10 protein-coding genes are annotated in these 13,344 nt (G+C 73.7%); 2 read left to right on the top strand and 8 right to left on the bottom strand.

All coding sequences use genetic code 11. From position 1 onward, the window contains the following. Positions 1 to 99 precede the first annotated feature (99 nt). Complete coding sequence (locus ABZ459_RS11415; protein WP_357968920.1) at positions 100 to 966, bottom strand: NAD(P)-binding domain-containing protein; 867 nt, start codon at positions 964 to 966, stop codon at positions 100 to 102. Between the two features lie 111 nt (positions 967 to 1,077). Between ABZ459_RS11415 and ABZ459_RS11410 the strand changes: the two genes are divergently transcribed. Beyond that, positions 1,078 to 1,479 (top strand): MerR family transcriptional regulator, encoded by a 402-nt coding sequence (locus tag ABZ459_RS11410; protein WP_357968918.1) that lies wholly within the window; start codon positions 1,078 to 1,080, stop codon positions 1,477 to 1,479. A 19-nt stretch (positions 1,480 to 1,498) separates the two neighbouring features. Here ABZ459_RS11410 and ABZ459_RS11405 read toward each other — a convergent pair whose 3' ends face one another. From ABZ459_RS11405 to meaB, 5 genes are all read right to left on the bottom strand, one after another. Beyond that, the gene (locus tag ABZ459_RS11405) at positions 1,499 to 2,563 is read right to left on the bottom strand and encodes a glycoside hydrolase family 19 protein (RefSeq protein WP_357968915.1); all 1,065 of its coding nucleotides are present in this window, start codon (positions 2,561 to 2,563) and stop codon (positions 1,499 to 1,501) included. A 105-nt stretch (positions 2,564 to 2,668) separates the two neighbouring features. Continuing rightward, positions 2,669 to 3,730: an acyltransferase gene (locus tag ABZ459_RS11400; RefSeq protein WP_357968913.1), complete on the bottom strand. Its 1,062-nt coding sequence runs from the start codon at positions 3,728 to 3,730 to the stop codon at positions 2,669 to 2,671. Further along, positions 3,727 to 4,347: a TetR/AcrR family transcriptional regulator gene (locus ABZ459_RS11395; RefSeq protein ID WP_357968911.1), complete on the bottom strand. Its 621-nt coding sequence runs from the start codon at positions 4,345 to 4,347 to the stop codon at positions 3,727 to 3,729. The genes ABZ459_RS11400 and ABZ459_RS11395 overlap by 4 nt, the downstream gene beginning before the upstream one ends. Before the next feature lie 110 nt (positions 4,348 to 4,457). After that, entirely contained in the window at positions 4,458 to 6,620 is a 2,163-nt protein-coding gene (locus ABZ459_RS11390) for a CehA/McbA family metallohydrolase (protein WP_357968909.1), read from the bottom strand. Between the two features lie 153 nt (positions 6,621 to 6,773). Further along, positions 6,774 to 7,742 (bottom strand): methylmalonyl Co-A mutase-associated GTPase MeaB, encoded by a 969-nt coding sequence (meaB, locus tag ABZ459_RS11385; protein ID WP_357968907.1) that lies wholly within the window; start codon positions 7,740 to 7,742, stop codon positions 6,774 to 6,776. Between the two features lie 102 nt (positions 7,743 to 7,844). On the opposite strand from meaB, the gene ABZ459_RS11380 reads away from it, so the two are divergent. Beyond that, positions 7,845 to 9,422 carry a protein kinase gene (locus tag ABZ459_RS11380; RefSeq protein ID WP_357968904.1) on the top strand — a complete coding sequence of 526 codons (1,578 nt, stop codon included), beginning with the start codon at positions 7,845 to 7,847 and terminating at the stop codon, positions 9,420 to 9,422. A 22-nt stretch (positions 9,423 to 9,444) separates the two neighbouring features. On the opposite strand, the gene scpA is transcribed toward ABZ459_RS11380, so the two are convergent. Together scpA and ABZ459_RS11370 are read right to left on the bottom strand one after the other, a co-directional pair. Next, the gene (scpA, locus tag ABZ459_RS11375; protein WP_357968901.1) at positions 9,445 to 11,589 is read right to left on the bottom strand and encodes a methylmalonyl-CoA mutase; all 2,145 of its coding nucleotides are present in this window, start codon (positions 11,587 to 11,589) and stop codon (positions 9,445 to 9,447) included. Beyond that, complete coding sequence (locus tag ABZ459_RS11370) at positions 11,586 to 13,301, bottom strand: methylmalonyl-CoA mutase family protein (RefSeq protein WP_357968898.1); 1,716 nt, start codon at positions 13,299 to 13,301, stop codon at positions 11,586 to 11,588. The genes scpA and ABZ459_RS11370 overlap by 4 nt, the downstream gene beginning before the upstream one ends. Positions 13,302 to 13,344 lie beyond the last annotated feature (43 nt).

The following is a 13,344-nucleotide window of genomic DNA, read 5'->3' as shown; positions in this document are numbered from 1 at the left end:
ATGACGGCGCCTGACGACGGCGCCTGACGACGCCGACCGACGGCGACGGGCCCGAGGACCCGCCGCCGTCCGGCGAGCCCGGTGCGGGGGCCCGCCGTCTCACTCCCGGCCGGAGGGCTTGCGGAACTGCTCGATCAGCGCCGTGTAGCCCTCGCCGCCGTGACCCGCCGCGACGGCCCGGCCGGCCAGCTCTCTGATGAACCGCGGCAGCGTGGCGTCGACGCTGTGCGACTCGCTCTCGTGCACGAGGTGGTCCATGGCCGCCACGTGCGTGTCGAGGGTCGAGTCGGTGGCCGGGTGCGCGCCCTCGTCGATCTGCCGCGCGTAGTCGGCCAGCCAGCCGGCCACGGTCTCGACGCCGTTCCGCGCGACCGGGGCGAACGCCGCGGCCTCCACCCCGGCGGCCCCGAGCAGCGCGGCGCCCTGGAGGAAGCCGTTGAGGATGTTCCACATCAGGCTCAGCACCCCGACGTCATAGAGCGCCGACAGGCCGTGGTCCGCGCCGAGGAACGTCGTCGCGCCGCCGAGGCTGCGCAGCGCCGGTTCGTGCAGGTCGAAGGCCGTTCGCGGGCCGCTGTAGAGGAGGGCGGCCGCCGGGGTGCCGATGGCGGCGGGGGTGGTCATGATCGCGCCGTCGAGGTAGGCGCCGCCGTGCCGGGCCACCCGCGCGGCGGTGTCGCGGGCCTCGGCGGAGGTGCCGGAGGTGAGGTTGACCAGCACCCGGCCCTCCAGGGCGTCGCCCAGCGGGTCGAGCACCTCGCGGACGGCGTCGTACCCGGTCAGGCAGACGATCACGAGCGGGGCGGCGCCCACGGCGTCCCGCGCCGACCCGGCCGGCACGGCACCCTGCCCGGCCAGCCGGTCGGCCTTGGCCGCCGTACGGTTCCAGACGGTCGTCGGCCGGCCGTCGCGCAGGAACGCCCCGGCCAGCGCCTCCCCCATCAGCCCCAGTCCCAGGACGGTCACGGGGGTACGGCTTTCCTTCGTCATCACAGTCGCTCTCCCAAAAGAGGTGGTTCAGCAGCTATGGGAGAATCGTCAACGTTCAGACCGGTATGAAGGTCAAGGGGGACGGCCATGCTGATCGGTGACCTGAGCCGGCGGACCGGCGTCCGCCCGCACCAGTTGCGCTACTACGAGGCCCAGGGCCTGCTGGAGCCCAGCCGCCGCGCCAGCGGCTACCGCGAGTACGACGACGGGGCCGTGCTGACGGTGGCCCAGATCAGGAAGCTGCTCGACGCCGGGCTGTCGACCGACGAGATCGCGTACCTGCTGCCCTGCGTCACGGGCCCCGACCCCGATCTGGTGCCCTGCCCCGAGCTGCTGGACACGCTGCGCACCCGGCTGCGCGGCCTCGACGAGCAGATCGACACGCTCACCCGCTCCCGGCACGCCCTGCGCGGCTACCTGGAGACCACCGAACGGCTCGCGCCGGCCGATCAGGCCGGCCACGCCCCCGCGGGAGCGCGGCCGGCCTGATCGGGCGCCGGGGAGGCGGTCAGCAGGACAGGTTGCCGCCGGGGGCGACGCCGAGGATCTGGGTGAAGCGCTGGTAGGCGTTGACCCGGCTCTGCACCTGGCCCGGGTTGCCGCCGTTGCACTCCAGGCTGCCGTTGATGCTGCGGATGGTCTCGCCGAACCCGCGGCTGTTGACCATGGCGTCATGCGGGGTCATGGTGCCGGGGCCGTTCTGGGTCATCCAGTACCACAGCGCGGTCTTCCAGGCCACGGACGCGTTCCGTTCCACCTGCCAGGGGTCGTTCAGCAGGTTGATGCCGAGGGCGTCGCCGGCGGCCTTGTAGTTGAAGTTCCAGCTCAGCTGGATGGGCCCGCGGCCGTAGTAGGCGGCCTGCCCGGCCGGGCAGCCGTAGGGCTGGCTCGCGTCGCAGTAGTGCGGGTAGTTCGCGGTGTTCTGCTCCACGATGTAGACCAGCCCGCCGGTCTCGTGGCTGACGTTGGCCAGGAAGGCGGCGGCCTCCTGCTTCCTGACGGTGGCGGAGCCGGTCCCGGCGAAGGCGGGGAAGGCGGCGATCGCCGTGGTCAGGCCGCTGTAGCTGTAGAAGGAGTTACGGCCGGGGAACATCTGGTCGAACTGGGCCTGACTCACCACGAAGCCTCCCGGGTCCGGCGGGTCGGTGGGCCCGCCGCCGCCGTCGCACGCGTACGGGTCCCAGTACCAGGTGCTGATCACGGGGTCGTAGCCGGGATTGTCGTGGACGGCGATGTAGTAGTTGCCGTCGGTGTATCGCACGATGCTGCCGGTGGCGTAGTACCGGCCGGCCACCCAGTTCGGGTGGTCGCAGCCGGGCGTGGGGGTACCGCCGCCGCCGCAGGCGCCCTGGTCGGTCCAGACCGCGGCGGTGCCGGGGGTCTCGTTCTGCGTCCACCACCTGGCCGACCAGTTGTGCCCGCCACGGGACACCACCGCGCCGCCGTTGTAGGCCGTCGAGGCGTTCCACGGCGTCGCGCACGTGGCCGCCCCGGCCGGCGGGGCCGGCACGACGGCCGACAGGACGCCCGCCACCAGCAGCGCGGCGGCGAACAGCGTCAGGCTCCGGCGCACCCCGATCACTTCCCTTCACGAAATCTCTTAGGAAAGTTTCCTAAGAGTTAGCGCGATGGTGGCACGCCGCCGAGGGCCCGGCAAGGCCCAAAGTCAAGCCCGCGGTCAGAGGATCCGCCTGGCCCCCGGCAGCGACCGGACCGCGTACGCCAGCCCCCAGCACAACGGCAGCGACACCGCCAGCACGAGGGCGAACTTGACGACCGCCGCCGCGTGCAGCCCCCGCACCGCCCAGGCCACGGCGACCAGCACCAGCGGGTGGATGACGTAGACCGCGTAGGCGTTGCCGGACAGGAACCTGCCGCGCGGCCCCTGCCGGGCGAACCGCTCCCTGAACAGCACCACCAGGCCGACGATCATGCCGACGGCGAACACGGACTCCCACAGCGCGGTGACCGCGACCGCGACCAGGCCGGTGGTCAGGGCCGCCGGCGGCAGCAGCACCACGCTCGCCACGCCCGCGACGACGAACCCGGCCCGCCCGGCCCGCCCGGGCAGCGCCTCGAACCAGCCGCGCCGGAAGGCGACCACGCCGGCCGCGAACATCGCCGCGTACTGCGGCAGGAAGTAGGGCGTGGGCAGCCCGAGCACCGGCACGTACGTGCCCTGCGGCACCGGGATCCGCCACAGGACCGTGACCGCCGCCAGCCCGAGAGTGAACAGCACGACCCCCTTGAGGCTCGGCGCCCCGGCCGCCTGGCCGCCGGACCGGCCCGCACGCCGCCACCACGCGTAGAGCAGGGCGAAGACGATCAGCACCTCGACGAACCACATCGGCCCCGGGTCCCACGAGACGATGTACCACTTCCAGAACGGCATGCCGTGCTCGCCGATCGTGAGCAGCGGCCGCAGCAGCACGAGGAAGACCAGCAGCGGCACCCCGAGCCTGACCAGCCGGTCGCGGACGAACGCGCGCCCGCCCTTGCGGTCGTGGGAGCCGGGGGTGAAGAAGCCGGAGATGAGGAAGAAGAACCCCATGAAGAACGCCTGGTTGAAGACCACCAGGATGTCCAGCGCCGTCCCGGAGGGGTCGGCGGCCGGCTCGGTGTAGTACCACAGCGGGATGTTGCCGTACGTGACGGCGACGTGATGGGCGACGACCAGCACGGTCAGCAGCACGCGCAGGTTGTCGACGGCTAAGAGTCTGGTACCGGTCTCGGTCTTCATCGCCTGCATGCCCTCTCGAACAGGTCGGCCAGCTCCGCGGCGTGCGCGTCGAGGTCGTGGTCGGGGTTCGCCACCCAGTAGGCGAACATGTCGTCGATGGCGGAGAAGTGGGTGATGGCCATGACGCGGCGGTCGAAGTCGCGGAACTCGCCGCTGGACTGGCCGTAGGCGTAGATCTGCTCCATCACCTGGTAGAGCTCGTCGTTGGCGTTGACGCCGTAGCGCGGCTCCCCGTCGGCGGTGCGCAGGTTGTAGAAGATCTCGCCGAGGGCCTTGAGCCGGGTGCGGTGGTCGCGCATGTGCTCGGCCACCGCGAGGATGTGCGTGCGCACGATCGCGGTGGGCCCTTCGACGCCCTCGATCCGCGCCATGACGTGTGCGGCGATCTCGCCGTAGACGCTGTTGACCACCTCCTCCATCAGCTCTTCCTTGCCGGCGAAGTGGTAGGAGATGACGCCCTTGCTGATGCCCGCGTGCCGGGCGATGCGCGCCAGCGACGCCTGGGCGAACCCGACCTCGGCGATCACCTCCACGGCCGAGGCGATGATCTGCGCCCGCCTGGCCTCCTCGATGAACGAGCGCGCCTTCTGGCCGCCCGACTGATTTTCTGACCGCATGGCCAAAATCTAGCACAGGCGGCCAGAATCCTGCGGGGGCCGGGCCTCGTGCGTCGCTCAGGGACCGCGCGGGGTCAGGCATCGCGCGGGCGGACGGGAACCGCGGGAGGTCAGGACAGGCGGCCCCGGTAGACCTCCCTGGCCTGGTCCAGCAGGGCGACGTGGTCGGCGAGCTGGCCGGGGGCGGTCAGGCGGGCGTGCGACCTGATCAGCTCCTCCAGCAGGTCCAGCCACTCCAGGCACCAGCGCACGTCGTCCCGCCTGGCCACCCGGCGGCCGGCCATGTCCACGTAGACGGGGCTGGTCAGGGCGTAGCCGGTGCCGGTCATGGTGCGCGGGTGCGGGTCGCACACGACCTCGGCCACCACGTACGTCGGCTCGTCCACGCGCAGGTCGGCCGTCACGGTCAGCCGCTCCTCGCCGTCCGGGCGCCGCTCGTCGGCCGGGAGCCGTTCCGCGCCCGCGCGCACGCCCTCGGCCGTACGGACGCGCACGGCGGCCACCTCCGGGCCGATCGCGGTGGCGGTGACGCGGACGTGGTCGCCGGGGCGGGCGTCGATGACGTGGCCGGGGCCGTGCCCGTCCACCGTCAGCTCCAGCCAGGGGCCGGTGGTGGCGAACGTGCGGCCCGCCCGTACCGCGTCGGCGAACGCGCGGGCGGTCAGCTCGCCCTCCACCCGGGCGTAGACGCGGGCCCAGCCGGGCGGGTTGGACTGGTTGTCCGAACGCGTGAAGGAGATCATCGAGTCGGTCCCGGCGGTGACGGCGAGCCGGTTGCCGGCGCCGATCAGCCGCCGGTAGACGGCCGCCGTGGACGGGATCGAGGCGTGGGTGAGCACGTCGAGGCTGTCCACCAGACCGAGCGCGGCGTCGGCGACCAGCTCGCGGGCGGCGCAGTTGCGCGGCACCGGGGAGACGACTGCCCTGGGCGGATCGCCGTCGGCGAGCGGCGTGGCGAAGGGGTGGCTGTAGCCGAGGAGCGCGCCGAGGCCGCGCAGCTCCCGCAGCCCCTCGGCGTTCGGCGGCCAGTCGGCGTCGCCGGCGAACCCGGTGTGGAAGCGGCCCGGCGCGCGCTCCGGGGCGAAGGCGTAGACGTGGCCGAGCAGATCGTTGCGGTACTCGACGCCCATGCGGGCCAGGTGGGTGGCGTCGGACCAGGGCAGGTCCGCCCCCGCCCAGTGGTCGAGGGCCTCCCGGTCGTAGACGCGCGGCCCGGAGACGTTCCCGGCCAGCAGGTTGAGCACGTGCAGGTCCTCGCCGAGCTGGGCGGCGGCCGCGTCGGCGGGCAGGCCCACCAGGTCGCCGGCCCAGTTGAGGTGGACGTGCAGGTCGCCGCCGTACCAGCCGCGGGCGGCGGCGTCGTAGAGGCGTTCCGGGGAGAGCCGGAGCAGGCGTTCCTCGCCCGGGGCCAGGGTGACGTCCAGGGTGGACTCGGCGTACTCCATGCCCCTGGTGACGGTGATCGTCAGCGGTTCGGCCGGGACGTCGAGCGTGCGGCCGTCACCGTGGAAGTAGGGCCTGCCGTGGTAGTCGTGACGGGCCGGGACGCCGGGCGGGTACCAGCCGCGGCCGTCCCGGGAGGCGACGCTCCACCGGCACGGCTCCCCCGCCACCAGGGTGAGCCGGGCGGCGGGCACCGGGCGCAGCAGGGGATCGAGCCGGACGCGCTGCCCGTCGGCCACGATCACGCTGCCGGCGTCGGCCTCGACCAGCCAGGCCCCGTGGGGGGCCAGCTCGCGCTGGGCGTCGTCCACGCTGACCGGGCAGGGGGTGTCGCGGGAGGAGTCGACGAGCAGGAAGATCTTCTCCGCGCCGCGTCCGGACGGCGGCGGCGGGGCCTCAACGGCCCTCGCGGGCCGGGCGCCCGCGACCGGCACCTCGCCCACCCAGCGCGGGCCCGAAGGCGCCCTCGGGGCCAGGACGGTGATCGGCGCTCCCCGCAGCTCGATCCGGTCCGGGCCGACGCGCAGCGCGGTCAGGTGCGGCGGCAGCTCGCCGGCGAGGGTGTCGCGCAGCACCCGGTCGTAGTCGGGCTCGGCGAGGTGGGCGGCCAGCCGGTCGATCGGCTGCCCCCGGTGCAGCCGCCCGGCCTCCTCGAAGGCCAGGCGCCAGAACGTGCCGAACAGCGAGGGCGGCAGCACCCTGCGCCTGGCGAAGAACTTCACGTAGTGGATCTCCGGCTCGCCCCAGGTGATGCCGTGCTCGGCCAGCAGGCGACCGTACTCCTCCAGGGCCCCCGCGACCGTTTCGGGCAGCATCGGTTCCGCACACATCTGCGCTTCTCCCCACGTCGGTTGCGCGACATCGTGACATGTCCCGCTCAAGCCGTCGGATCGGAGATGACGCTGCGGATACGGATATTTCTCCCCCAGGCGCAAGTCTGTTCCTCCGGGGAGTGGACAGCTCCCGGCGACCGCCGCCGGCCGTCAGGGCCGCTTGAACACCGACAGCAGGCGGTCGGCGGCCAGCGCCGGGGTCAGCTCCCCCGCCAGCACCTCCCGCTCGACGTCCGCCGTGATCGCCGCCACCTCGGGGTCGTGGCGCAGCTCGGCGAGCAGGCGGTCGCGGACCAGCGTCCAGGTCCACTGCACCTGCTGGCGGCGGCGCTTGGCGGCCAGGTCCAGCGAGTCCTGATGGGCCAGGACCCGCCGCCACAGCTCCTCCAGGCCGTCCCCGGTGAGCCCGCTGCAGGTCAGGACGGGCGGCGGCCCGGCGTCCGAGCGGAGCATGCGCAGGGCTCCGGCCAGCTCCCTGGCCGCCTTCCTGGCCGCGAGCTCGTACTCGCCGTCGGCCTTGTTGACCGCGATCACGTCGGCCAGCTCCAGCACGCCCTTCTTGATCCCCTGGAGCTGGTCGCCGGTACGGGCCAGGGTGAGCAGCAGGAACGTGTCCACCATGTCGGCCACGGCGGTCTCCGACTGCCCGACCCCGACGGTCTCGACCAGCACCACGTCGAACCCGGCGGCCTCCACCACGACCATGGCCTCCCTGGTCGCCTTCGTGACGCCGCCGAGCGTGCCGGAGGTCGGCGACGGGCGGATGAACGCGGCCGGATCGGCCGACAGCCGGGCCATCCGGGTCTTGTCGCCGAGGATGCTGCCGCCCGTCCTGGTCGAGGAGGGGTCGACGGCCAGCACGGCCACCTGGCGCCCCTGGCCGGTGAGGTACGTGCCGAGCGCGTCGATGAACGTGGACTTGCCCACGCCGGGCACGCCCGAGACGCCGACCCGGCGGGCCCGGCCGGACAGCGGGGTGAGCTCGACGAGCAGCCGCTGAGCCAGCGCCATGTGGTCCGGTCTGGTCGACTCGACCAGGGTGATCGCGCGGGCGATCCACGTACGGGAGCCTGCCCGTACGCCTTGGGCGTAGTCCTCCAGCGAGCGCACGCGGTTCACCCCTTTCTTTCTCATTGATCAGCCTAACTTCTGACAAGTCCCGTTATTTGCCAGTAAGGTGCTGGAGTTCTGATCACAGCCGTCACAGGAGTCACTCCCCTCATGCCCAACGTCGAACCCCTCCGCGAGGGCGACCCGGCGGCGGTGGGACCCTACCGGCTGGCCGGACGGCTCGGCGCGGGCGGCCACGGTGTCGTCTACCTCGCCCGCGGGCGCGACGGCGGTCCGGTGGCCGTCAAGGTGCTCGCCGAGGGCGTCACCGCCGGTGAGCCGTTCGCCAGGGAGATCGCCGCCGCGCGTGCCGTGGAGCCGTCCTGCGTCGCGCGGGTGCTCGACGCCTCGGTCAGGGGCCGCCCGTACGTCGTGACCGAGTACGTGGACGGGCCCTCCCTCCAGGAGACCGGCGCGCTGCGCGGCGCGGACGAGCTGCGGCGGCTGGCGGTGACGACCGCGACGGCGCTGGCCGACGCGCACCGGGCGGGCGTCGCGCACCGCGACTTCAAGCCGTCCAACGTGCTGCTCGGGCCGGACGGTCCGCGGGTGACCGACCTCGGCGTCTCGGCGGCGTTCGGGACGGGGGTGAGCGCGACCGGCGCCATCACGGGCACGCCCGCGTACATGGCGCCCGAGCAGCTCTCGGGGCAGGAGGCGGGCCCGGCCGCGGACGTGTTCGCGTGGGCGTCGGTGATCGTCTTCGCGGCGACGGGGATGCCGCCGTTCGGCGAGGACTCGCTGCCGGCGGTGATCAACCGCATCCTGCACGACGAACCCCGCACCGGCGACCTGCCGCAGCCGCTGCTCGGCGTGGTCCTCGCCTGCCTGGCCAAGGACCCCGCCCGCCGCCCGCCCATGGCCGACGTCCTCCGCCACCTGCTCACCACCTCCTCGGCCACCTCCGGCCCCTCGCCCCACCCGTCACCGCCGGGCCCCCCGACCCACCCGGCACCCACCGGGGCGTCGGCCCGCCCGGCGGCCTCCGGGGGGTCGGATGCCGCGTCGGGGACGACCGGGCTGCGCCTGGTCGCGGGCACGCCGCCCCTTCCCCACGGGGGACCCCCGCAACCGCAGGCCCCGGCCGCGCAGGCCGCCAAGCCGGGGGCCGCGCCCAAGGTCAGGGTGCGGCGGCGGGTGAAGACGGCGATGGTCGCCGGGGTCTCCGGGGTGTCCGTGCTGGTGTTGTCGGGCGCCATCGTCTGGCTCACTCCCTCGACGCCCACGCCCAAGGCCACCCACGTGGCCGACGTGACCACCGCCCCCACCCCGGCACCCACCCCCGCCACGACGACCTCCCCCACGCGACGCCCGCGGCACACCCGCACCCCCGTCCCCGGGCCGCAGGAGGAGAGCACCTCCGGCACCACCCCGGCCCCCGACCGCCTCACCCTGACCCCCCTGCGCCCGTCCGGCGGCACCAGGAACGGCGACTGCTGGGACGGCACGGTACGGCTCCAGGCGGCGGTGACCAGAACCGGCGACCCGGTCACCCTCCGCTACACCTGGATCGTCGACGGCACGGTCACCGCCCGCTCCTCGGCCACGGTCGCCGAGAACGGCCCCCGGCACCTGACCTCGCCGACCGCGCTGACGGACGCCGGCCCCCACAGCATCACGCTGCGGATCACCGCGCCGGTGGCCCGCCAGCGCACCATCGCCGTCACCATCTGCGACGACGCCCTCTGACCCGGGCGGGCCGCCCATAGGGTCAGGGGCGGCCGGTGAGCGTCCGGAGCAGGTCGAGGGCGGCGTCGGCGATCACCGTGCCCGGCGGGAAGATGGCGGCGGCGCCGGCGGCGCGCAGCTCGTCGTGGTCGCCCGGCGGGATGACGCCGCCCACCACGATCATGATGTCCCCGGCGTCGAGGTCGGCCAGGGCACTCCGGAGCGCGGGCACCAGCGTGAGGTGCCCGGCCGCCAGCGACGAGACGCCCACGATGTGCACGTCGGCCTCGACCGCCTGCCTGGCCACCTCTTCCGGCGTCTGGAACAGCGGGCCGACGTCGACGTCGAAGCCCAGGTCGGCGAAGGCGGTGGCGATCACCTTCTGGCCCCGGTCGTGGCCGTCCTGGCCCATCTTGGCGACCAGGATGCGCGGGCGGCGGCCCTCGTCCCGCTCGAAGTCGGCGCAGGCGCGGCGGACGCGCTCGATGGCCTCGGCGGGGCCGGACTCGTCGCGGTACACACCGGAGATGGTACGCACCTGCTCGGCGTGCCGGCCGAACACCCGCTCCAGGGCGTCGGAGATCTCACCGACGGTGGCCTTGGCGCGGGCGGCGTCCACGGCCAGCTTGAGCAGGTTGGCCTCCAGGCCCGGCGCGGGGTTCTCGGCGGCCTTGGTGAGCGCGTCGAGCGCGCGCTGCACGGCCTCGCCGTCGCGTTCGGCCCGGAGCCGGGCCAGCTTGTCGAGCTGCTGGGCGCGTACGGCGCTGTTGTCGACCTTGAGCACCTCGATGGGCTCGTCGTCGGCGGCGCGGTACTTGTTGACCCCGATGACCGGCTGGCGGCCGGAGTCGATGCGGGCCTGGGTACGGGCCGCCGCCTCCTCGATGCGCAGCTTGGGCAGGCCCGCCTCGATGGCCCTGGCCATGCCGCCGGCCGCCTCGACCTCCTCGATGTGGGCCCAGGCGCGCTCGGCGAGGTCGTGGGTGAGCCGCTCGACGTAGTAGGAGCCGCCCCAGGGGTCGATCACCTGGGTGGTGCCCGACTCCTGCTGCAGGAGCAGCTGGGTGTTGCGGGCGATGCGGGCCGAGAAGTCGGTGGGCAGCGCGAGCGCCTCGTCGAGGGCGTTGGTGTGCAGCGACTGGGTGTGGCCCTGGGTGGCCGCCATGGCCTCGACGCAGGTGCGGGCGACGTTGTTGAAGACGTCCTGGGCGGTGAGCGACCAGCCGGAGGTCTGGCTGTGCGTACGCAGGCTCAGCGACTTGGGGTTGGCCGCCCCGAACCGCGACACCAGCTTGGCCCACAGCAGCCGGGCGGCGCGCAGCTTGGCGACCTCCATGAAGAAGTTCATGCCGATGCACCAGAAGAACGACAGCCGGGGGGCGAACCGGTCGACGTCCATCCCGGCGGCGATCCCGGCGCGCAGGTACTCGACGCCGTCGGCGAGGGTGTAGGCGAGTTCGAGGTCGCAGGTCGCCCCGGCTTCCTGGATGTGATAACCAGAAATGCTGATTGAGTTGAATTTCGGCATCTTTTCGCTCGTATAAGCGAAAATATCCGAGATTATGCGCATCGAGGGGGCCGGCGGATAGATGTAGGTGTTGCGGACCATGAACTCCTTGAGGATGTCGTTCTGGATGGTCCCGGCCAGCTCCTCCGGCGCGACGCCCTGCTCCTCGGCCGCCACGATGTACATCGCGAGCACGGGCAGCACCGCGCCGTTCATGGTCATCGACACCGACATGCGGTCGAGCGGGATGCCGTCGAAGAGCTGCCGCATGTCGTAGATGGAGTCGATCGCCACCCCGGCCATGCCCACGTCGCCGGCCACGCGCGGGTGGTCGGAGTCGTAGCCCCGGTGCGTGGCCAGGTCGAAGGCGACCGACAGGCCCTTCTGCCCGGCCGCCAGGTTGCGCCGGTAGAAGGCGTTGGAGTCCTCGGCCGTGGAGAAGCCCGCGTACTGGCGGATCGTCCAGGGCTGGTTGACGTACATGGTGGGGTAGGGCCCGCGCAGGTACGGGGCCGCTCCGGGATAGGTGCGCAGGAAGTCGAGCCCGTCGAGGTCGGCGGCCGTGTAGAGCGGCTTGACCCCGATGCCCTCCGGCGTCTCCCACACCTCGCCCCCGGGGACGGCCTCCGCGCCGGAGCCGGCCCCCGGCCCGAGCGGGACGCCCGAGAAGTCGGGGATCATCGCAGCACCTCCAGGTCCTCGAACGTCTGACGGAGCACGGCGAGCGCGTCGCACCCCGCGTACAGGCAGGCGTCCACGCCCTCGTAGTCTCCCTTCCCCGCCAGCCAGACGCGTCTCGCCCCCGCGTGCCGCAGGGCGGCGGCCACGGCGCGGGCGTGCTGGGCGTACAGCTTGTCGGTGGAGCACAGGCAGGCGACGGCGGCGCCGCTCACGGCGAAGGCGGTGGCGATCTGCTCGGGGTCGGCGCCCGGCCCGGCGGTCTCGGTGGCCAGGCCGCCGGCGTGGAACAGGTTGGCGGCGAAGGAGGCCCGCGCGGTGTGCGCGGCGACCGGCCCGATGGTGGCCAGGAACACCTTGGGACGCTCGGGCAGGGCGTCGGCGACGTCGCGCAGCGCCTCGAACTCCTGGGCGTAGCGGGCCACGGGCCGCCCGGCGGGGGCCGGTGGCCGGCGCAGCGGCTTCTCGCCGGGGTCGGGGAACTCGCTGACGCCGGTGATCGGGAAACGCCGGTGGGCGATGTCGTCGTCGCGGCGGGCCCGGGTGGCGGCGACGCGCCGCTCGATCAGCTCGCCGGCGGCCGCCACGCCGCCGGCGGCCTCGATCTCCTGGAACCACGCCCAGGCGCGTTCGGCCAGGTCTTCGGTGCGGCGCTCGACGTACCAGGAGCCGCCGGCGGGGTCGGCCACCCGCCCGATCCCCGACTCCTCCAGCAGCAGCGACTGCGTGTTGCGGGCGATGCGCCGGGAGAAGGCGTCGGGCAGGCCCAGCGCGGCGTCGAACGGCTGCACGGTGACCGCCTCCGCGCCGCCGACGCCCGCCGCGAAGCAGGCCAGGGTGGTGCGCAGCATGTTCACCCAGGGGTCGCGGGCGGTCATCATGGCCGCGCTGGTGACGGCGTGCTGGCGCTGGCCGCCGTGCTCGGCGGCGCCGCACACCTCGGCCACCCTGGCCCACAACCGGCGCGCCGCGCGCAGCTTGGCGATGGTGGCGAACTGGTCGGCGGTGGCGGCGTACCGGAAGTCGATCTGGCCTAGCGCTTGCTCAACCGTGAGGCCGGCGCCGGTGAGCGTGCGCAATTCGGCCACGCCCCGCGCGATCGAGCAGCCCAGTTCCTCGGCGTCGGCGGCGCCCGCGTCGTGGTACGGCGTGGCGTCGACCATGACCGCGCGCAGCCCCGGGACCGCGACGCACCGCCCGGCCAGCTCCGCCCCCTCGCCGCCGCTCGCGCCCAGGTTGCCGCTGGGCGTGACGCCCTTGGCGGCGGCCAGGCCGAACAGCGTCTCGGCGGCCTCCCGCGTGTGCTCCCCCGCCTCCAGCACGATCGGGGCCAGGTCGAGGTAGACGTCCTTCAGCACGGCGGGCAGCGCGTCCACCGGGATCGCGCCGTCGCCGACGACCAGCCAGAGCGAGGTGACGCCGTTCTCCAGGTCGGCCAGCACCGCCTCGGGGTCGGCCACGGCGTGCCGCTGCCGGACGTCCCAGCCGGGCCGCGCCCGCGCCCCCCGCGTGAACGGCGGCGCGCCCGGCAGCCCCGGATCGCCCGGCAGGTCGCCCGCGTCGTAGAGCGGCGCGACCGGCACGCCGTCGTAGGTCGGGCTGGACAGCGCCTCCTCCGGCGAGCCCGCCTCGACCCCCGACTTGCGCAGGACCTCGACCGCCAGCCTCCGCCAGTCGTCGCGAGTGGTGGGAGGAAAGCCCGCTGCCAGTTCCATGCAACGGATAGTAGGCGCTGCCCGGACGCCGCAGTAATCCGGG

The organism is Nonomuraea sp. NPDC005692, assembly GCF_040631115.1.
Classification (GTDB): domain Bacteria; phylum Actinomycetota; class Actinomycetes; order Streptosporangiales; family Streptosporangiaceae; genus Nonomuraea.
The sequence above is the reverse complement of the archived record's forward strand: the minus strand, read 5'-3'. Positions and strand labels throughout refer to the sequence as shown.